The following is a 19117-nucleotide window of genomic DNA, read 5'->3' on the forward strand; positions in this document are numbered from 1 at the left end:
TGAAGCGCCGACCTCAGCTCGCCCATGTCGATCTGCTCCGTCTCGTCATGCGCGGTCAGGTCGATGACCTGCTGCTCGCGCTCGGCGTCTTCGGGAGCCTCGGAGGCCTCGGTGTCGTCGGCGCTGCCACTGTCCTCGGCCTCGACCCGGGGCTGCGACCCGGCCTCCGGTTCGTCCGCCTGGTCGACCTCGGCCGCGACCTCCGCCGCCAGCTCCTCCCCCACGACATCCGCCAGGTCTTCCTGGCCGTGCACGGAGCGCCCCGCGCCGAAGAAGTCGAAACCGCCCTGGGGGACCTTTCGCACGGGTGCCGCGGGTACGACCATCGCGGCGGCAGGCACGGTGTAGTGGCCGGCCGCCGCCTCGGACTTCCCCCGCGAATCGGCCTCCTCCGTGGTGGGCGCCGCCGGTTCGGGCCGCGCGAGATGCTTGAGCGCGGCATTGGCCCGCCGGTACATCTCCGGGGTCGGCGGGCCCGGCACGGCCGGGGACACGGGCGGCAGCGCCTTCGCCGGGGCGGCGGCCTCTATCGCGAGCCGGCGCCGTCCCTCGAGCGCGCTGGCCCGCTCCGTCTCCGCGTTCGCATACCGCCGCAGCAGCGCCGCGTGCTCGCCCCGCAGCGCGGCGAGTTCGGCCCGCTTGGCCCGCAGCTTGCCCTCCAGGCGGGTGCGCAGCTCACGCGACTCGTCGAGATCGCCCTCCAGCTCCGCCACGGCCTCCTCGTGCCGCCACCGCTCGCTCGCGGCACCGCGCGTCAGCTCGGCGACCCGCTTGCCGGCGAGCCGGTCCCAGCGGCGCATCACCACGGCACCGACCACCGCCGCCGCGGCGGCCGCCGCGGCGACGCCCCTCAGGACGAGCGGATCCTCGGACAGCCAGGCGGCCCCCGCACAGACGAGAGGCACACCGGCGATCACCGTCGGAGGCAGAAGGCGGTGCAGGGGCGGAGAATGGCGGTGGCGTCCACGTGGCATGGCCAGAAACTTACCGCGCGTAGGCAAATCGCGAAGCCCCGCCCGGCAAAATTCGGACACACCTGTCACAGAAACCACCTAACTCTCGTGCCCACAAGGTCACTTAGCGCCCTGAGGCCCTCTCGGCAGGAGCCAATCGGCGGAGCCCAAGTTTCAAGATCATTTCGCGACGAGACCCTTGGCTTCCAGATACTCCTTCGCGACATCGCCTTCCTTCTGCCGCTCGGCGTCGACCTTCCGGTTCAGCTCGACGAGATCATCGGTCGTGAGCGTCTTCGTCAACTTCCCGAGGGCATCGGCAATCTTCTTGTCGCCCGCATCCTTGGTGTTCACGACCGGAACGATGTTGTCCGCGTTCTGCAGCTTCTTGTCGTCCTTCAGAAGAACGAGCCCGAAGTTCTCCAGCGTCGCGTCCGTCGTGGTCGTCAGGACCAGCTGGTCCGTGCCGTTCTTCACCGCCTGCTTCGACTGCGTGGTACCGACGCCCTTGGGGTCGATTCCCGTGACATCGATCCCGTACGACTTCTTGAGTCCCGGCGCGCAGAACGGCCGGGTCTCGCATTCGTCACCGGCCGCGATCTTCACCTTCTGGCCCGACTTGCCAAGATCCGAAAGAGTCTTCAACTTGTGCTTCTGGGCGAAATCCTTGCTCACCGCGAACGCGTTCTGATCAACGGCCTCTCCCGCGTCCAGAACCTTCAGCCCCTGCGGCTCGGCCAGCTTGCGCAGCGCGGTCACCGTGGCGTCGACATCGCTCGACGCGACCGGCTTCGCCTTCGGCCCGTTCTCCTTCAGGTTGAGGAATTCGGCGAGCGTCGCCGCGTATTCGGGCACCACGTCGATGGCGCCCTTGGCGAGCTGCGGTTCGTAGATCTCGCGGTTCTCCACCGTCTTGACCGACGCGTCGTACCCGGCGTCGGCCAATATCTGCCGGTACAGCTCACCGAGCACCTTGGCCTCGGTGAAACGGGCGGCGCCAATGACGACCTTGCCCTTCCCGCCACCACCCGACGCGCCCGCATCGTCCTTGCCCTCGAGGCTGTCGCCACCGCACGCGGTGAGCCCCGCGGTCAGCGCACCCACGGTCACGGCCGCCAGGGCCACTCGACGCGTTCTGCTGTTCATCGCTCTCCTCGTCGCACTGCCGGAACTGACAACAAACACAAGTCCTCGGGCCCATGGCCCAGTCCCGCGGCCCGGTCCCGGACCATGGGTCACGCCCGCCTCCGCATGGGGTCGAAGGCCCACCCCACCGCGACGAACAGGCCCTCCGCGGCCAGCGCGAGCGCGGCCACGAGCACCGCCCCGGCGACCACCTGCGGCGTGTCCTGAAGGTTGAACCCCGCCGTGATGATCCGGCCGAGCCCGCCCTCACCGGCCATCGCCGCCAGCGTCGCCGTCGCGATCACCTGCACCCCCGCGGACCGCAGCCCGGTCATCACCAGCGGGTACGCCAGCGGAAGTTCGACGCGGGCGAAGACCTGGCGGCCGCTCATGCCCATACCGCGCGCGGCCTCCACCACCGACCGGTCGACCTCGCGCATCCCCACGTACGCGTTGGTGAGCAGCGGCGGCACCGCGAACAGCACCAGCGCGATCAGCGTCGGCACATCGCCGTGCCGGCCGAGCGGGGTGAGCGTGAGCAGTACGAGGACGGCCAGCGTCGGAACCGCCCGCCCCACGTTCGAGATGTTGATGGCGAGCGCGCCGCCCCTGCCCTTGTGTCCGAGCCACAGGGCCAGCGGCAGGGCGATCAGGCAGGAGACGGCGAGCGCGACACCGCAGAAGTACAGGTGCTCGGCGAGGCGGTGCCACACCCCCTTCTCCCCTTGCCAGTTGGCGCTCGTGGCCAGCCAGTCCCAGGCCCCCGATATCGCGTTCATGCCACCTTCTCCGGCTCGGCGCGCGCCACGTCGTCGCGGCCGCGGAGCCCCCGTATTCGGAACCCGCCCCGCACCGGCGCCCCCACCCTCGTCCACGGCGTCAGCCACCGCTGCACGCCGAGCAGCAGCAGGTCCGCCAGGACCGCGAGCAGCACGCACAGCACGGACGCGGTGAGCACCTGCGCCTTGAAGTCGCTCTGCAGGCCACCCACGATCAGCGTGCCGAGCCCGCCGTAGTCCACGATCGAGCCGACCGTCGTCATCGCCACCGTGGAGACCGTCGCGATCCGCACTCCGGCGAGCATCGCCGGGAGCGCCAGCGGAAGTTCGACCTCCCACAGCAGCCGCAGCGGGCCGTACCCCATCCCGCGCGCGGCCTCTCTCGCCTCCTGCGGGACCGCCTGCAGGCCCGCCAGCATGTTCCGCACGAGGATCGTCAGGGAGTAGAGCACGAGCCCCGTGATCACCAGCGCGACCGAGAGCCCGAACAGGGGCAGCAGCAGCGAGAACATCGCGAGCGAGGGGACCGAGTAGAGCACCGTAGTCACGCCGAGCACCGGCCCCGCGAAGGCGCGTGCGCGCCGGGCGAGCAGCGCGAGCGGGAAGGAGATAAGGACGCCGATGACCACCGACGCCGCCGTGATGCCCAGATGCTGGACGGTCGCGTCGACCAACTCCTGACCGCGGGTGCGCACATACTCCCCGCACACCCAGTCATTGGCCACGAGACAGCTCTGCTCGCTCACGCCGGCCACCTCCCCCGATTCCCCGAACGTATGTCAGCCGGCCGCACAGCCGCACGCACGTTTTCCAACTGCCGACGACCCTAGCCCGGCCCACTGACAATGGCCGAGGCCCGGGGGAGGGACGCAACACGGCCTTCACATGACTGCCTCACCGGGGCATCCACAACCGGGCCGTGTCCCGGCAGAATGGGGTCCCATGATCCGGTTCGAGCACGTCAGCAAGCGGTACGCGGACGGCACCACCGCCGTCGACGATCTGTCCTTCGAGGTGAACGAGGGCGAACTGGTCACGCTCGTCGGCCCGTCGGGCTGCGGCAAGACCACGACGATGAAGATGGTGAACCGGCTCATCGAACCCACCGCGGGCCGGATACTCCTCGACGGCGACGACATATCCGGGGTCGACCCGGTCCAACTGCGCCGCCGCATCGGCTACGTGATCCAGCAGGTCGGCCTGTTCCCGCACAAGTCGGTCCTCGACAACACCGCGACCGTGCCGCACCTGCTGGGCGTGAAGCGCGCCAAGGCCAGGGAACGGGCGGCGGAGTTGCTCGACCTGGTGGGCCTGGACCCGAAGGTGTTCGGCGAGCGCTACCCCGAGCAGCTCTCCGGCGGGCAGCGCCAGCGGGTGGGCGTGGCACGGGCCCTGGCGGCCGACCCGCCCGTCCTGCTGATGGACGAGCCGTTCGGCGCGGTCGACCCCGTGGTGCGCGAGCACCTGCAGACCGAGTTCCTGCGCCTGCAGCAGACGCTCGGCAAGACCGTCCTGTTCGTCACGCACGACATGGAGGAGGCCGTCCGCCTCGGCGACCGTATCGCCGTCTACGGAGATGGCCGTATCGAGCAGTACGACACCCCGTCGGCGGTCCTGGGCACACCCGCCACCGACTACGTGGCCGACTTCGTGGGCGCCGACCGCGGCCTCAAGCGCCTCTCCGTGACGCCCATCGAGGAGGGCGACCTGGAGCAGCCGCCCGTCGTGCACCTCGACGACCCGCTGCCCAAGGAGCTCGACGCCCGCTGGGCCGTCGTCCTGGACCACGACAACAACCTGCACGGCTGGATCTCCGCCGAGCACGCACGCGTGGGCACCGGCTCCGTGCGGGAGCACGCGCGCCGCATGGAGGCCTGGCTGCCCGTGGGCGCCCCGCTCAAGCAGGCGTTCGCGACGATGCTCCAGCACGACGCGGGCTGGATCGCGGTCATCGACGAACAGAGCCAGGGCCGCTTCCTCGGCGTACTCACCCCGGCCCGCCTACACGAGGCCCTGCGCCGCTCCACGGCCGCGGACTCCCGCGACATCACGCGCGCGGAGGTCGACCTGGAGACGGTGGAGCAACTCCTCCCCTGAGTCCGCTGAATCCTATGAGTCCGCCATGTCCGCCGTTCACGAGTGAACCCGGGTCGCTCCGCTTCCGTCCTACAGGTCGTACGTCACGGATGCGGCATTCGCACCGTGTTCACATGCCTCGCGGAGCGAGCGGCAGGAGGAGACGTGGGGATGCGTCGGATCGCGGACGCCTGTCTCCTGGCCGGTGGCGCGGACATCGCGGCCGGTGTCCTGCCACGGCTCACGCGCAGCCGCACGGGCGCCGTCACGGAGGCGCTGCCGGGTCCGCTCGGCCCGTACGCCGCCGCCCTCACGCTCGGCAGCGGCGTTCTGCTCGTCCTGCTCGCGCGCATGCTGCGGCGGCGCGAGCGGCGGGCCTGGTGGGCGGTGACGGCACTGCTGCCGCTCGGCGCTGCCGGGCAACTCGCGTACCGGGACTCGCTCGTGGGGGCCGTCGGCGTCGCCCTGTCCCTGGTTCCGCTGTGGCTCCTGATACGCGACCGGAAGCGGTTCGACGCGCCGCCCGACCCCCGCGGCCGATGGCGCGCCCTGGCCAACTTCGTGCTCCTGGGCGCCGGTTCACTGCTGATCGGCCTCGCCGTGGTCAGCGCGCACCCGGAGCGGCTCGTCGGCGGCCCGAGCATCGTGGACCGCCTGGAGCACGTCCTGTGCGGTCTGCTCGGCATGGAGGGGCCGCTCGTCTACGTAGGCGGCGCGGCGCACACGGTCGCCCTCTCGCTCGGCGCCCTCGGCCTGATCACCGCACTGACCACGCTCTACCTCGCGTTCCGCCCCGAGGACCCGGCCGCCCGAGGCAAGGGGATCGTGTTCTCGCCCAGCGGCAAGGCGGCGGTCCACTACCGGGTCGTCTCGGGCGTGATGCTGGCCAAGGGCGACCCCCTGGGTGACGTAGAGGCCTGGCCGGGAGCCATGGAGCGCTTCATGGACGAGGCGCGGACCCGCTCCTGGACGCCGGCCGTCACGGACTGCTCCGAGACGGGGTGCGCGGTCTGGACCCGCGAGACCGGACTCACCGCGCGGCCCCGCCACGAAAGCGGCGGCACCTTCCAGGGCCGCCGAAGCCGCGAGATCCGGCCCGCCGCGAAGGGCCTAGGCTTGAGGCCATGAGCACGTCGCAGGTCCGCCGTGGCCACGTAGCCAACCTCCCCGTTTGGGACCGCTGCGCGGTCATGGGCGTCGTCAATGTGACGCCGGACTCGTTCTCGGACGGCGGCCGCTGGTTCGACACGACCGCCGCGATCAAGCACGGCCTCGACCTGGTCGCCGAGGGCGCCGACCTCGTGGACGTCGGCGGCGAGTCCACCCGCCCGGGCGCCAGCCGTGTCGACGAGGACGAGGAGCTCAGGCGCGTCATCCCCGTCGTACGAGGACTGGCCTCCGAAGGCGTGACGATCTCGGTCGACACCATGCGGGCCTCCGTCGCCGAGCAGTCCCTCGCCGCGGGCGCCTCCCTGGTCAACGATGTGAGCGGCGGCCTCTCCGACCCGGAGATGGTCCCGGTCGTCGCCGCCACGGGTGCGCCCTTCGTGGTGATGCACTGGCGCGGCCTCCTGGCGGGCACCAATGTGCCCGGTACGTACGAGGACGTCGTCTCCGAAGTCGTGAACGAGCTCCACGCGCGCGTGCGGGCCGCCATCGAGGGCGGCATCGCCCCCGACCGCATCGTCGTCGACCCGGGCCTCGGCTTCTCCAAGAACGCCGAGCACGACCTCTCCCTGCTCGCCCACCTCGACCGGCTGCACGCGCTCGGCCACCCGGTCCTCGTCGCGGCCTCCCGCAAGCGGTTCCTCGGCCATGTACTGGCCGGCGAGCAGGGCGCGCCGCCGCCCGCCCGCGAGCGCGACGCCGCCACCGCCGCCGTCTCCGCGCTCGCCGCGCAGGCGGGCGCCTGGGCCGTGCGCGTCCACGAAGTGCGGGCCACCGCCGACGCCGTCCGCGTGGCACGCGCGGTCGAAGGAGCCCAGTGACCGAGGCCGACGTCCTAGCCGTCGACACCGCCAACCGCACCTACTACGAAGCCGTCGAACGCGGCGCCTTCGAGGAACTCACCGCCCTGTGGCTCGCCCCCGAGGACGTCGACTACGACGAGGACGCCGACCCGGACGAGGCCGAGGACACCTCCGTCAGCTGCGTGCACCCCGGCTGGCCGGTGCTCACGGGCCGGGGCGAGGTGCTGCGCTCGTACGCGCTGATCATGGCGAACACCGAGTACATCCAGTTCTTCCTGACCGACGTGCACATCAGCGTCGTCGCCGACACCGCCCTGGTGACCTGCACGGAGAACATCCTCAGCGGCGGCCCCGCCCCCAAGGAGGGCGACGAACTCGGCCCGCTCGTCGGCCAGCGCGTCGTCGCCACCAATGTGTTCCGGCGCACCCGCGACGGCTGGAAGATCTGGTCGCACCACGCCTCCCCCGTGCTCGCCGAATCGGATGCCGAATCCGACGAGATGGGCGACGCGGAGGACGGCGACTCACCCGCCTGAGCGGGTAGGCGTCCCCACGGAGCCCGTGATCCTCATGTGGGGTTGGGCTCTCGACCGCCTGGGTATGGGCGGCTACCAGCCGAGAGCGCAGGCTGCGGCGGGTGTGCCGGGTGGGATCAGTCATAGCCCCCGCGGACCGGTGCTGTCAGTGCTCGCGGGTAGATTCGATCGAGGCCGGGACATCGACCGCACATCGATGTGACCGGCCTTCAACGACGACAGCAGGAGTGATTCGCGTGGATCGTGTCGCGCTGCGCGGCCTCAAGGCCCGTGGGCACCATGGCGTTTTCCCCAAGGAACGCGAGGAAGGCCAGACCTTCATCGTGGACCTGGTGCTCGGCCTGGACACACGAGCGGCCGCGGCCGACGACGACCTGGCGAAGACCGTGCACTACGGCATCGTGGCGGAGGAGGTCGTGGCCGTCGTCGCGGGCGACCCGGTGGATCTCATCGAGACCCTCGCCGAGCGCATCGCCCAGACATGCCTGAAACACGAAGGCGTCCAGGAGGTCGAGGTCTGCGTCCACAAGCCGGACGCGCCGATCACCGTGCCCTTCGACGACGTGACCGTCACCATCACCCGGAGCCGAGTATGAACAAAACTCCGTTCGACCCGACCGTCCAGCCGGTCCCGACCGCCGTGGTGGAGCAGGTCGACGCAGCCGACACCACGCTCTCCAACCCCAAGCGCGCCGTGATCTCCCTCGGCGCGAACCTGGGCAACCGCCTGGAGACCCTCCAGGGCGCCGTCGACGCCCTGGAGGACACCCCCGGAGTCCGCGTCAAGGCCGTCTCGCCCGTGTACGAGACGGATCCCTGGGGCGTCGCCCCGGACAGCCAGCCCTCGTACTTCAACGCCGTCGTCGTCCTGAAGACGACGCTGCCGCCCGCCTCGCTCCTGGAGCGCGCGCACGCCGTCGAGGAAGCCTTCCACCGGGTGCGGGACGAGCGCTGGGGCGCCCGCACCATCGACGTGGACATCGTCGCGTACGCCGATGTGGTCTCGGACGATCCTTACCTCACGCTCCCCCACCCGCGCGCCCACGAGCGGGCCTTCGTGCTCGTCCCCTGGCACGACGTGGAGCCGGAGGCCCAGCTTCCGGGGCACGGCGCGGTCACCGAACTGCTCGACTCCGTGACCCGCGCGGGCGTCGCGCCGCGCGTCGACCTGGAACTCCGCCTGCCCGAGTAATCGTTAGGGTCTACCGGACACGATTAACGGCCACGGGCAGCTGGGCCAAGACGGACGAGGGGCGACCAACCGGGATGAAGCAACTGCGCATCAGGACACTGGTCGGCCTCTTCGCCGTCGCCGGAGTGCTGTCCTGGGCGGGCGCCCGCCTGTGGGACTCGCTGGGCACACTGCCGAAGGTCCCGCTGGCCGCGCCCATCGTGCTCGCCGTGATCGCCGTCGTGCTGCTCGCGACGGCCCTGTCCCTGCGCTCCCGGCTGCGCGCGCAGCGGGAGCGCCGCCCCGAGGCCAAGGGCGTCGACCCCATGATGGCGGCGCGCGCCCTGGTCTTCGGTCAGGCCAGCGCCCTCGTCGCGGCCCTCGTGACCGGCATGTACGGCGGCACCGGCGTCTTCCTCCTGGAGTCCCTGGACGTCCCGGCCCACCGCGACCAGGCGATCTACGCCGGACTCTCGGTACTGACCGGGGTCGCCGTCGTCGCGGCGGCCATCTTCCTGGAGCGCGTCTGCAAACTCCCGGAGGACGAGGACCCCGAGCAGGCGGCACCGGCCGCCTAGGCGCTGCCGCTCGCCCCGAACCGCGCATCAGCGCATCAGCGCATCAGCGCATCAGCGCCCGATGATCAGGCTCATCGCCTCGCTGCGGGTCGCGGGGTCGCGCAGCTGGCCACGCACCGCGGACGTGATCGTCTTCGCGCCGGGCTTGCGCACCCCGCGCATCGACATGCACATGTGCTCGCACTCCACGACGACGATGACGCCGCGCGGCTCGAGGATCTCCATCAGGGAGTCCGCGATCTGCGTCGTCAGCCGCTCCTGCACCTGCGGGCGGCGGGCGTACACGTCGACCAGCCGGGCCAGCTTCGACAGGCCCGTGATCTTGCCGTCGGCGGACGGAATATAGCCGACGTGCGCGACGCCCACGAATGGGACCAGATGGTGCTCACAGCTCGACTGCACCTCGATGTCCTTCACCAGGACCATCTCGTCGTGCCCCAGGTCGAACGTCGTCGTCAGGACGTCCTCGGGCTGCTGCCACAGGCCCGCGAATATCTCCTTGTACGCGCGGGCGACCCGCCCCGGAGTCTCCCGGAGGCCCTCGCGGTCCGGGTCCTCGCCGACCGCGATGAGCAGTTCACGCACGGCGTTCTCGGCCCGCTTCTCGTCGAACTCGCCGATCGAGCCCTCACCGTCCAGCGTCACCGGGTCGGTCATCTGGTGCCTCTTTCTCTACTCACATCGCCGCGCGGCAGCGCAAAGGCCGCGTCCCCCACACCGTAAAGCGTGGGGGACGCGGCCTGCATTCCGGGTCTGGCCTGCCCAATGAGGGCCGGTTCAGCTCTCGGGGCGCTCTTCCTTCACCGTGTCCACCGGGGTGGTGGTCTCGATGGCGGGCGCCGTTCCGTTCGCACCGTTCGTCAGTGAGAGCTCCTTGGGGGAGAGCACCGGCGGGCGGGTCGAGGGGGTACGGCGGTTGGAGCCGGTCCACGCGGGGCGGGCCGGGCGCTTCACGATCGGAGTGAAGATCTCGGCGATCTGCTCCTTGTTCAGCGTCTCCTTCTCGAGCAGCGCGAGGACCAGGTTGTCGAGAACGTCGCGGTTCTCGACGAGGATCTCCCAGGCCTCGTTGTGCGCGGTCTCGATGAGCTTCTTGACCTCTTCGTCGACGAGCGCGGCGACCTCTTCCGAGTAGTCGCGCTGGTGACCCATCTCGCGGCCCACGAAGGGCTCGGAGTTGTCACCGCCGAACTTGATCGCGCCGAGCCGCTCGGTCATGCCGTACTGCGTGACCATCGCGCGGGCCGTGCTGGTGGCCTTCTCGATGTCGTTCGCAGCGCCCGTGGTCGGGTCGTGGAAGACGAGCTCCTCGGCCGCGCGCCCGCCCAGCATGTACGCGAGCTGGTCGAGCATCTCGTTGCGCGTGGTCGAGTACTTGTCCTCTTCCGGAAGCACCATCGTGTACCCGAGCGCGCGGCCACGGGACAGGATCGTGATCTTGTGGACCGGGTCGGAGTTCGGCGAGGCCGCCGCGACCAGGGCGTGACCGCCCTCGTGGTACGCGGTGATCTTCTTTTCCTTGTCCGACATGATCCGGGTCCGCTTCTGCGGGCCCGCGACCACACGGTCGATCGCCTCGTCGAGCATCTGGTTGTCGACCAGCTTCCGGTCCGAGCGGGCCGTGAGCAGCGCGGCCTCGTTCAGCACGTTGGAGAGATCGGCACCGGTGAAGCCCGGCGTACGGCGGGCGACGGCCGACAGGTCGACGTCCGGAGCGACCGGCTTGCCCTTCTGGTGAACCTTGAGGATCTCCAGACGGCCCTGCATGTCCGGACGGTCGACCGCGATCTGGCGGTCGAAACGGCCGGGACGCAGCAGCGCCGGGTCGAGGATGTCGGGCCGGTTCGTGGCGGCGATCAGGATGACGCCGCCCTTCACGTCGAAGCCGTCCATCTCGACGAGCAGCTGGTTGAGCGTCTGCTCGCGCTCGTCGTGCCCACCGCCGAGTCCGGCACCACGGTGCCGGCCGACCGCGTCGATCTCGTCGACGAAGACGATCGCCGGAGCGTTCGCCTTGGCCTGCTCGAAGAGGTCGCGGACACGGGAGGCACCGACACCGACGAACATCTCGACGAAGTCGGAACCGGAGATCGAGTAGAACGGGACGCCGGCCTCACCCGCGACAGCACGCGCGAGCAGCGTCTTGCCCGTTCCGGGCGGGCCGTACAGGAGTACGCCCTTGGGGATCTTGGCGCCGACCGCCTGGAACTTGGCCGGCTCCTGGAGGAACTCCTTGATCTCGTAGAGCTCCTCGACGGCCTCGTCGCTGCCGGCGACGTCGGAGAACGTCGTCTTGGGGGTGTCCTTGGTGATGAGCTTGGCCTTGGACTTGCCAAACTGCATGACCTTGGAGCCGCCGCCCTGCATCTGGTTCATCAGAAACAGGAACACGACGACGATGAGCACGAAGGGCAGCAGCGAGAGCAGGATGCCCACGAAGGGGTTCTGCTTCGACGGGGAGACGGTGTACCCGTCAGGGATCTGCTTGTCCTCGAACTTGGCCTGGAGACTCTTGGCCACGTCGACGCCCTGGTCGCCGATGTAGCTGGCCTGGATCTTGTTCGAGCCGTCGACCTTCTGGTCGCCCTTCAGCTCGACCTTGATGGTGTCTTCATCGCCGGTGGTCAGCTTGGCCGATTCCACCTTGTTGTCGTTGATGGCCTGAATTACCTGGCCGGTGTCCACTGTCTTGTAGCCGCCGGACGAACCGACGACCTGCATCAACACGACCACGGCAAGGACGGCCAGCACGATCCACATGACCGGCCCACGGAAGTATCGCTTCACGTCCATCCATACGGAGCGGAGCCGCCCCGTCCCTCCTGCCATAGTGAGTTTGATAAGGCTGTTTGCAGCTGTTGGTGCTGTTGTAGCTATTTGAAGAACTGTTCTTCGGACGGTACCCCAGCATTGTCACCCGAAGCCGCAGGGGATGACCGGGAATCTGCCCTTCGCATGCTCCAACGGCGGGGACCCCGTGAGGGTTCCCGTCCCCGCGATCAGGACTGACGACTCCTCAGCCGCCATAGACGTGCGGCGCGAGGGTGCCGACGAACGGCAGGTTCCGGTACTTCTCCGCGTAGTCCAGGCCGTAACCGACCACGAACTCGTTCGGGATGTCGAAGCCGACCCACTTCACGTCGATGTCGACCTTGGCCGCCTCCGGCTTGCGCAGCAGCGTGCACACCTCGAGGGAGGCGGGCTCGCGCGAGCCGAGGTTGGTGAGCAGCCAGGACAGCGTCAGACCGGAGTCGATGATGTCCTCGACGATCAGGACGTGCTTGTCCTTGATGTCGGTGTCGAGGTCCTTGAGGATCCGCACCACGCCGGAGGACTGGGTGCCCGAGCCGTACGAGGACACCGCCATCCAGTCCATGGTGAGCGGGGTGGACAGGGCACGAGCCAGATCGGCCATGACCATGACGGCGCCCTTGAGGACCCCGACGATCAGCAGGTCCTTGCCCGCGTACTCCGCGTCGACCTTCGCGGCCAGCTCCGCCAGCTTCGCGTCGATCTCTTCCTTGGTGATGAGCACCGACTCTAGGTCGGTGCCCATGTCTTTCGCGTCCACCCGCATCACTTTCGGTCGTCCCACCGGCCGCCGCGACGTGACCGTCGAGTCAGCCTTGCCGGATGACCAGTCTGCCACCCTGCCGCTGAGCGAGAACTTTGCCCGGCAGATTGATCTCTCCCTGGCCCCGCCACCCCGTGATCAGGCGGTCGACCTCCTCGATGTGCCGGGCGAACAGCGCACCGGCCGGGGCGCCGGCCTCGATGGCCGTCCTGCGCAGGATTCTGCGACGTACGGCGGGCGGCAGCGCGTACAACTTGGCGCATTCGAGGAGCCCCGCCGCGTCCCGTACGGACTCGGCGGCGTCCCTGGCCCAGGTGTCGAGCGCGTCGGCGTCGTCACGCGACAGCTGGGCCGTACGGGCGAGAGCCTCGACGACGCCCTTGCCGAGCGCCTTCTCCAGGGCGGGCAGCCCCTCGTGCCGGAGTCTGGACCTGGTGTAGGCCGGATCAACGTTGTGCGGGTCGTCCCAGACAGGCAGGTGCTGGACGAGGCAGGCCTTGCGGGCGGTCTGCCGGTCGAGCGTGAGGAAGGGCCGTCGGTAGCGGCCGCCGGTGCCCGACATCGCGGCCATCCCGGACAGGGAGCGGATGCCGGAGCCGCGGGCGAGGCCGAGCAGGACCGTCTCGGCCTGGTCGTCGCGGGTGTGGCCGAGCAGGACGGCGGCGGCGCCGTGGCTGTCGGCGGCGGCGTCGAGGGCGGCGTAGCGGGCGTCGCGGGCGGCGGCTTCGGGGCCACCGCCGCGGCCCACGTCGACGGCGACGGACTCGACGGGCTTCAGGCCGAGGGCACCCAGGCGCAGGACGACGTCCTCGGCCCGGGCGTCGGAGCCGGGCTGCAGGCCGTGGTCGACGGTGATGCCACCGGCGCGGATGCCGAGTTTGGGGGCCTCGAAGGCGAGGGCGGAGGCGAGGGCCATGGAGTCGGCTCCGCCGGAGCAGGCGACGAGCACCACGGGCTCGGCGTCCGGCTTGGAGTCGTTCAGGATGTCGTGGAGGACGCGGCGGACCGCCAGGCGTATCGCCGCGACCGCAGGATGGGGACCCATGTCCGGTTCCCTTCATTCCGTTGTCTGGGGGGTGGGCGCTGCTGGACAACTCGAACCGGACCAGCGCCGGCTGACCCGGCTCAATCGCTCAACGGTGACCGGGTGAGATCGGTCACGCAGAGTGTGTCGATGGTGACAGAGCCGAGCGGTTCCCCGAGCATTGCACGCCAGCCCACGGCCTACGGTCCCTCGGATGGGTGATCCTGGGCAATTATGGGCGTGCCTTACGGGGCTTCGTGAGCGCCGTCCGACTTGTTGTGCACCCGCGCGACCCAGTCCGCCGGTTTGGCGATCTCCGCCTTCGTCGGCAGCGTGTTGGGAGATGTCCACACGCGGTTGAAGCCGTCCATGCCGACCTCGTCGACGACGGCCCGTACGAACTTCTCGCCGTCGCGGTACTGACGCAGCTTGGCGTCGAGACCGAGCAGCTTGCGCAGGGCCAGGTCGAGCCGTGAGGCGCCCTTCTGCCTGCGCTGTTGGAACTTCTCGCGGATCTCCTCGACGGACGGCACGACGGCCGGGCCCACGCCGTCCATCACGTAGTCCGCGTGCCCTTCGAGCAGCGACATCACGGCGGTGAGGCGGGCCAGGATGTCGCGCTGCGCCGGGGTCTGCACGAGCTCGACGAGTGAGCGCCCACCGTCGTCCTCCTCGCCCTCGGGGCGCCCTCCCGCGAGGGATTGAGCCGCTTCCCGTACGCGCTCCAGGAACGTCGTCGGGTCGACCTCGGTCTCCTCGAGGAATGACTGGATCTCGCCCTCCAGGTGGTCGCGCAGCCAGGGCACGGCCGTGAACTGGGTGCGGTGCGTCTCCTCGTGGAGGCAGACCCAGAGCCTGAAGTCGTGTGGTTCCACGTCGAGTTCGCGCTCCACGTGCACGATGTTCGGCGCTACGAGCAGGAGCCTGCCGCCGCCGTTCGGCGCGGCGGGCAGCTCGCGCGTGGCGGGGGCGAAGGTCTCGTACTGGCCGAGGACGCGGGAGGACAGGAACGAGAGCAGCATGCCGAGTTCGACGCCCGTGACCTTGCCGCCGACCGCGCCGAGCACCGCGGGCCCGGGACCGGAACCGCGCCGCTCGTTCATCTTGTCGAGCAGGGGCCGCAGGACCTCGCGGAAGCCCGCGACGTTGGCCCTCACCCAGCCGGGCCGGTCGACCACGAGCACCGGGGTGTCGTGGTCGGGGTCGGTCGCCATGCGCGTGTACGCGCGTACGTGCTCCTCAGAGGCCTTGGCGTGCCGCCGCAGTTCCGCGACCACCGCCCGGGCCTCGTCCCGACTGACCTCGGGGCCTGGTCGCACAAGTCGCGTCGCCGTCGCGACCGCCAGGTTCCAGTCGACCATTCCCGAAGATGCAGCACCGCCGAGGCTCGTCATGCGTCAACGGTACGTGACCCCTCGCGTACCGGTAGAGGGGTTGAGCCCGGAGTGGCGCCCCACTTCGGCCCCTCGGAACCCTTAAGGGTTCATCTGCAGCCGCAGTTGGCGACCGATGAGGCCAGGCGGTCGAGGCCGCCCTGGGCGGCCTTGGGGTCCGTGGCGCCCTCCGTCATGAAGGCGAAGACGAGGAGGCGGCCGTCGGCGTCGACGACCGTGCCCGCGAGCGTGTTCACGCCGGTGAGGGTGCCGGTCTTGGCGCGGACCAGGCCCGTTCCCGAGGCGTCGGCCGCGTCCTCGTAGCGGCTCGCGAGGGTTCCGGTGAAGCCGGCGACCGGCAGGCCCGTGAGGACGGAGCGCAGCTCGGGGCGGGACGGGTCGGCGGCCTTGGCGAGCAGGCCGGTGAGCAGGTCGGCGGAGACCTTGTCGGCGCGGTCGAGGCCGCTGCCGTCGGCGAAGTGGGTGTCATCGAGCGGCAGCCGGAGCTTTCCGAGCTGCTTCTTGACGGCCTTGCCCGCGCCGTCGAAGTCGTGGCTCGTGCCCACGGCGATCGCGGTCTGCCGGGCGAGCGCCTCGGCGATGTCGTTGTCGCTGTGCGTCAGCATCCGCTCGACGAGCGCGGAGAGCGGCGGCGAGGACACCTTCGCGAGCTTCTTCGCCGTGCCGGACGCCTTGCCGGAGGCCGGGTCGCCCTTGATCTTGATGCCGCGGTCGCCGAGCAGGTCCGCGAACTTCTTCGCCGCGGCCGCCGCCGGATCGCCCTCGCGCGTGGCCGGTCCGCTGTCGGAGTCGTCGGTGCGGGCCTCGTCGGCCATCAGCGAGGTGACCCGGGCGAGGTTCTCGTTGGGGCCGATGGGGTGGATGTCGGGGCCCGCGTACAGCGAGGTGTCGTACGTGAGGGTCACCTCGGTGGTGTCCCGCTTCTTCAACGACTTGGCGGTCTCGTCGGCGAGCGTGCCCAGGTCGGCGGCGCCGTAAGGGTTCTTCGCGCGGGCGGTCAGGGTCGGATCGCCGCCGCCCACCAGGATCAGCTTCTTGGAGTCCTTCTCCAGGGCCGTACGGGTGGCGATGCGGTGGTCGGGGCCCGCGGCCGAGAGGGCGGCCACCGCCGTGGCCAGCTTCGTCGTGGACGCCGGGGTGAGGGTGTCGCCCGATGCCCTCCCGTAGAGCCGCTTTCCGGTGACGGCGTCGACGACCGCGGCCGTGCGCCGGCCGCCGAGCGCGGGGCCCTTCAGGAGTGGGTCGAGCACGTCGGCCAGGGCACTCTTCGTGGGGCCCGGCACGGCCGCGCCGGGGGCCGCGAGCACCACGGGCGCGCTCGGCGCCGCCTCGGCCGCACCTCCGTGATCTGCGCCACCTCCGGCCTCCGAGGAGGCGGCCCGGTCGGCCTCGGCCTTACGCTGACCCGAAGCGTCCCAGGGACCGGCCGCGACCGCCACGACGGCCGCGAGGGCAAGCCCCACCGCCGTCGCGCCCACCGTGACGTGCTTGGTCTTGGATCCGGCAACAGTCTTCGCCGCACTCTTCACGAGCTGCGAAGCCTTCGGCTCCGGCACCGCGGACCAGCCCCTTTCGCGATCACACATCTGCGTAGGGGACACTTAACCACCAGACGTTTGTGTTGATCATTGAGGAGCCACCGGTGGAGTTCGACGTCCTGATCGAGATCCCGAAGGGATCGCGGAACAAGTACGAGGTCGACCACGAGTCCGGTCGTATCCGCCTCGACCGTCGTCTGTTCACGTCGACCGCCTACCCCGCGGACTACGGCTACGTCGAGGACACCCTCGGTGAGGACGGCGACCCGCTGGACGCCCTGGTCATCCTGGACGAGCCGACGTTCCCCGGCTGCCTCATCAAGTGCCGCGTGATCGGCATGTTCCGGATGACGGACGAGGCCGGCGGCGACGACAAGCTGCTGTGCGTCCCGGCGACGGACCCGCGGATGGAGCACCTGCGCGACATCCAGCACGTCTCGGAGTTCGACCGCCTGGAGATCCAGCACTTCTTCGAGGTCTACAAGGACCTGGAGCCCGGCAAGTCCGTCGAGGGCGCCGACTGGGTCGGCCGCACCGAGGCCGAGGCCGAGATCGAGCGTTCCTACAAGCGCGCGCAGGACAACGGCGGCCACTGAGCCCCCAGCGTTCACATCCGGGCCGCCCCCCTGGGGCGGCCCGTTCGCGTATCTGTGCGCATACTGAAGCGTACGTACGGTGCAGGGATACGCAGCGATGTGAAGGGCGAGGAACGACAGAGGTGACGGAGCGGGAGTCCGAGGCCCCCGAGGACCGCAAGCCGCAGTCCGACGAGGCGCGCAGCGCGTTCACGCAGCCGATCGGGATCATCACGCCGCCCCCGGTGGTCGACGAGGAGTCGTCGACCACTTCGGAGTTCGCGGTGCCCAATGGGCTGAACGTGCAGGCGCCGGAGCCGGTGGACACGGAGAGCTCGGCGTTCACGCGGCCGCGGACGTACAGCGTCCGTGAGTCGTCCCCCGCGTTCACCCCGCCGCACGGCATCCCCGTGGTCAGACTGACCAAGGAGGCGCCCTGGCAGGACCGGATGCGCACCATGCTGCGGATGCCGGTCGCCGAGCGGCCCGCCCCCGAGCTGGTCCAGAAGCACGACGAGGAGTCGGGGCCCGCCGTTCCGCGCGTGCTCGACCTGACCCTGCGTATCGGGGAGCTGCTGCTCGCGGGTGGTGAGGGCGCCGAGGACGTGGAGGCGGCGATGTTCGCCGTGTGCCGGTCCTACGGGCTCGACCGCTGCGAGCCGACAGTAACGTTCACTCTGCTGTCGATCAGCTTCCAGCCGTCCCTGGTGGACGACCCGGTGACGGCCTCGCGCACCGTGCGGCGCCGCGGCAGCGACTACACACGCCTCGCGGCCGTGTACCGGCTCGTCGACGACATGAGCGACGAGGAGACCGACGTCTCCCTGGAGGAGGCCTACCGGCGCCTCGCCGAGATCCGCAGGAACCGGCACCCCTACCCGGGCTGGGCGCTCACCGTGGCGAGCGGCCTGCTCGCCGGGTCCGCGTCGATCCTGGTCGGCGGTGACGTGCTGGTGTTCGTCGTGGCCGCGATCGGCGCGATGCTCGGCGACCGGCTCGCGTGGCTCTGCGCGGGGCGCGGGTTCCCGGAGTTCTACCAGTTCACGGTGGCCGCGATGCCGCCCGCCGCGATCGGCATCGCGCTGACGCTCGCGCACGACTACGTAGACGTGCGGGCGTCCGCGGTGATCACCGGTGGGCTCTTCGCGCTGCTCCCCGGGCGGGCGCTCGTCGCCGGTGTGCAGGACGGCCTGACCGGCTTCTACATCACGGCCGCCGCACGCCTCCTGGAAGTCATGTACTTCTTCGTGGGCATCGTCATCGGCGTCCTGATCATGCTCTACGTAGGCGTGCAGCTGAACGCGCAGCTCGACCCGGAGGAGGCGTTGCAGAGCCCCGACCGGCCGGTCTGGCAGATCCTCGCGTCGATGTCGCTGTCGCTCGCGTTCGCCGTGCTGTTGCAGCAGGAGCGGGCGACGGTGATCGCCGTGACGCTCAACGGCGGGGTCGCGGGCGCGATCTTCGGGGCGCTGCACTACCAGGGCGGGATCTCGCCGGTGGCCGCCACGGCCGCGGCGGCGGGGCTCGTGGGCCTGTTCGGGCAGCTCTTCTCGCGGTACCAGTTCGCTTCGGCGCTGCCGTACGTCACGGCCGCGATCGGCCCGCTGCTGCCCGGTTCGGCGACGTACTTCGGGCTGCTGGCGATCGCGCACAGCGATGTGAACTCCGGGCTCACGTTCCTGTCCAAGGCGGCCGCGCTCGCCCTCGCCATCGCGATCGGCGTGAACCTCGGTGGCGAGATCTCCCGCCTGTTCCTGCAGGGGCCGGGCGCCGCGGGACGGCGCGCGGCCAAGCGCACGAGGGGCTTCTAGCGTTTCCCGGGTG

The 19117-nt window shown here is 70.2% G+C and carries 18 protein-coding genes and 1 pseudogene; 9 read left to right on the forward strand and 10 right to left on the reverse strand.

Going from position 1 to position 19117, the window contains the following annotated elements; genetic code table 11:
• The 4 genes from ABT004_RS11410 to ABT004_RS11425 all read right to left on the reverse strand — a co-directional run.
• A partial coding sequence (locus tag ABT004_RS11410) for a hypothetical protein (RefSeq protein WP_351334293.1) occupies positions 1–974 on the reverse strand: 974 nt, incomplete at its 3' end.
• Between the two features lie 159 nt (positions 975–1133).
• Positions 1134–2099, reverse strand: a complete 966-nt coding sequence (locus ABT004_RS11415) for an ABC transporter substrate-binding protein (protein ID WP_351334295.1) — start codon at positions 2097–2099, stop codon at positions 1134–1136.
• 89 nt (positions 2100–2188) lie between these two features.
• The gene (locus ABT004_RS11420) at positions 2189–2857 is read right to left on the reverse strand and encodes an ABC transporter permease (RefSeq protein ID WP_351334298.1); all 669 of its coding nucleotides are present in this window, start codon (positions 2855–2857) and stop codon (positions 2189–2191) included.
• Positions 2854–3603, reverse strand: coding sequence for an ABC transporter permease (locus ABT004_RS11425; RefSeq protein WP_351334301.1), 750 nt, complete (start codon positions 3601–3603; stop codon positions 2854–2856). The genes ABT004_RS11420 and ABT004_RS11425 overlap by 4 nt, the downstream gene beginning before the upstream one ends.
• A 196-nt stretch (positions 3604–3799) precedes the next feature.
• Between ABT004_RS11425 and ABT004_RS11430 the strand changes: the two genes are divergently transcribed.
• The 7 genes and pseudogenes from ABT004_RS11430 (at position 3800) to ABT004_RS11460 (ending at position 9188) form a co-directional block, all read left to right on the forward strand.
• Complete coding sequence (locus ABT004_RS11430) at positions 3800–4954, forward strand: ABC transporter ATP-binding protein (RefSeq protein WP_351334303.1); 1155 nt, start codon at positions 3800–3802, stop codon at positions 4952–4954.
• 150 nt (positions 4955–5104) lie between these two features.
• Positions 5105–5971 (forward strand): annotated as a pseudogene (locus ABT004_RS11435) (phosphatidylglycerol lysyltransferase domain-containing protein); the annotation flags it as partial.
• 86 nt (positions 5972–6057) lie between these two features.
• On the forward strand, positions 6058–6921 hold the full coding sequence (folP, locus tag ABT004_RS11440; RefSeq protein WP_351334306.1) for a dihydropteroate synthase: 864 nt from the start codon (positions 6058–6060) through the stop codon (positions 6919–6921).
• A complete protein-coding gene (locus tag ABT004_RS11445) occupies positions 6918–7439 on the forward strand; it encodes a nuclear transport factor 2 family protein (RefSeq protein WP_351334309.1) in 522 nt (173 codons plus the stop codon). Before folP ends, ABT004_RS11445 begins: the two co-directional genes overlap by 4 nt.
• A 236-nt stretch (positions 7440–7675) precedes the next feature.
• Complete coding sequence (gene folB / locus ABT004_RS11450; protein WP_267070060.1) at positions 7676–8035, forward strand: dihydroneopterin aldolase; 360 nt, start codon at positions 7676–7678, stop codon at positions 8033–8035.
• Positions 8032–8631 carry a 2-amino-4-hydroxy-6-hydroxymethyldihydropteridine diphosphokinase gene (folK, locus tag ABT004_RS11455; RefSeq protein ID WP_351334313.1) on the forward strand — a complete coding sequence of 200 codons (600 nt, stop codon included), beginning with the start codon at positions 8032–8034 and terminating at the stop codon, positions 8629–8631. Before folB ends, folK begins: the two co-directional genes overlap by 4 nt.
• A 74-nt stretch (positions 8632–8705) precedes the next feature.
• Positions 8706–9188: a DUF3180 domain-containing protein gene (locus ABT004_RS11460; protein WP_351334316.1), complete on the forward strand. Its 483-nt coding sequence runs from the start codon at positions 8706–8708 to the stop codon at positions 9186–9188.
• A gap of 51 nt (positions 9189–9239) precedes the next feature.
• Here ABT004_RS11460 and folE read toward each other — a convergent pair whose 3' ends face one another.
• The 6 genes from folE to dacB all read right to left on the reverse strand — a co-directional run bounded on the left by folE (position 9240) and on the right by dacB (position 16766).
• Positions 9240–9845 carry a GTP cyclohydrolase I FolE gene (gene folE / locus ABT004_RS11465; protein ID WP_351334317.1) on the reverse strand — a complete coding sequence of 202 codons (606 nt, stop codon included), beginning with the start codon at positions 9843–9845 and terminating at the stop codon, positions 9240–9242.
• Positions 9846–9965: 120 nt separating this feature from the next.
• Positions 9966–11981 carry an ATP-dependent zinc metalloprotease FtsH gene (gene ftsH, locus ABT004_RS11470; RefSeq protein WP_351334474.1) on the reverse strand — a complete coding sequence of 672 codons (2016 nt, stop codon included), beginning with the start codon at positions 11979–11981 and terminating at the stop codon, positions 9966–9968.
• Positions 11982–12204: 223 nt separating this feature from the next.
• A complete protein-coding gene (hpt, locus tag ABT004_RS11475) occupies positions 12205–12765 on the reverse strand; it encodes a hypoxanthine phosphoribosyltransferase (RefSeq protein ID WP_351334320.1) in 561 nt (186 codons plus the stop codon).
• 43 nt (positions 12766–12808) lie between these two features.
• A complete protein-coding gene (gene tilS / locus ABT004_RS11480) occupies positions 12809–13807 on the reverse strand; it encodes a tRNA lysidine(34) synthetase TilS (protein ID WP_351334322.1) in 999 nt (332 codons plus the stop codon).
• 224 nt (positions 13808–14031) lie between these two features.
• Positions 14032–15180: an Rv3626c family coenzyme F420 biosynthesis-associated protein gene (locus tag ABT004_RS11485; RefSeq protein ID WP_351334325.1), complete on the reverse strand. Its 1149-nt coding sequence runs from the start codon at positions 15178–15180 to the stop codon at positions 14032–14034.
• 89 nt (positions 15181–15269) lie between these two features.
• A complete protein-coding gene (gene dacB, locus ABT004_RS11490) occupies positions 15270–16766 on the reverse strand; it encodes a D-alanyl-D-alanine carboxypeptidase/D-alanyl-D-alanine endopeptidase (RefSeq protein WP_451192128.1) in 1497 nt (498 codons plus the stop codon).
• A 56-nt stretch (positions 16767–16822) separates the two neighbouring features.
• Here dacB and ABT004_RS11495 point away from each other — a divergent pair, with 56 nt between their 5' ends.
• The gene (locus ABT004_RS11495; RefSeq protein ID WP_351334330.1) at positions 16823–17314 is read left to right on the forward strand and encodes an inorganic diphosphatase; all 492 of its coding nucleotides are present in this window, start codon (positions 16823–16825) and stop codon (positions 17312–17314) included.
• A gap of 122 nt (positions 17315–17436) precedes the next feature.
• Complete coding sequence (locus tag ABT004_RS11500; RefSeq protein WP_351334332.1) at positions 17437–19104, forward strand: threonine/serine exporter family protein; 1668 nt, start codon at positions 17437–17439, stop codon at positions 19102–19104.
• Positions 19105–19117: the final 13 nt, after the last annotated feature.

The organism is Streptomyces sp. NPDC002790 (genome assembly GCF_040295505.1).
Lineage (GTDB): Bacteria > Actinomycetota > Actinomycetes > Streptomycetales > Streptomycetaceae > Streptomyces.

Bases quoted from the DNA above. Each gene is read 5' to 3' on its own strand.
- folK (WP_351334313.1), top strand. From the start codon at position 8,032: ATGAACAAAACTCCGTTCGACCCGACCGTCCAGCCGGTCCCGACCGCC.
- folE (WP_351334317.1), bottom strand. From the start codon at position 9,845: ATGACCGACCCGGTGACGCTGGACGGTGAGGGCTCGATCGGCGAGTTC.
- ABT004_RS11460 (WP_351334316.1), top strand. From the start codon at position 8,706: ATGAAGCAACTGCGCATCAGGACACTGGTCGGCCTCTTCGCCGTCGCC.
- dacB (WP_451192128.1), bottom strand. From the start codon at position 16,766: ATGTGTGATCGCGAAAGGGGCTGGTCCGCGGTGCCGGAGCCGAAGGCT.
- tilS (WP_351334322.1), bottom strand. From the start codon at position 13,807: ATGGGTCCCCATCCTGCGGTCGCGGCGATACGCCTGGCGGTCCGCCGC.
- ABT004_RS11420 (WP_351334298.1), bottom strand. From the start codon at position 2,857: ATGAACGCGATATCGGGGGCCTGGGACTGGCTGGCCACGAGCGCCAAC.
- hpt (WP_351334320.1), bottom strand. From the start codon at position 12,765: ATGCGGGTGGACGCGAAAGACATGGGCACCGACCTAGAGTCGGTGCTC.
- folP (WP_351334306.1), top strand. From the start codon at position 6,058: ATGAGCACGTCGCAGGTCCGCCGTGGCCACGTAGCCAACCTCCCCGTT.
- ABT004_RS11415 (WP_351334295.1), bottom strand. From the start codon at position 2,099: ATGAACAGCAGAACGCGTCGAGTGGCCCTGGCGGCCGTGACCGTGGGT.
- ABT004_RS11430 (WP_351334303.1), top strand. From the start codon at position 3,800: ATGATCCGGTTCGAGCACGTCAGCAAGCGGTACGCGGACGGCACCACC.
- ABT004_RS11485 (WP_351334325.1), bottom strand. From the start codon at position 15,180: ATGACGAGCCTCGGCGGTGCTGCATCTTCGGGAATGGTCGACTGGAAC.
- ftsH (WP_351334474.1), bottom strand. From the start codon at position 11,981: ATGGACGTGAAGCGATACTTCCGTGGGCCGGTCATGTGGATCGTGCTG.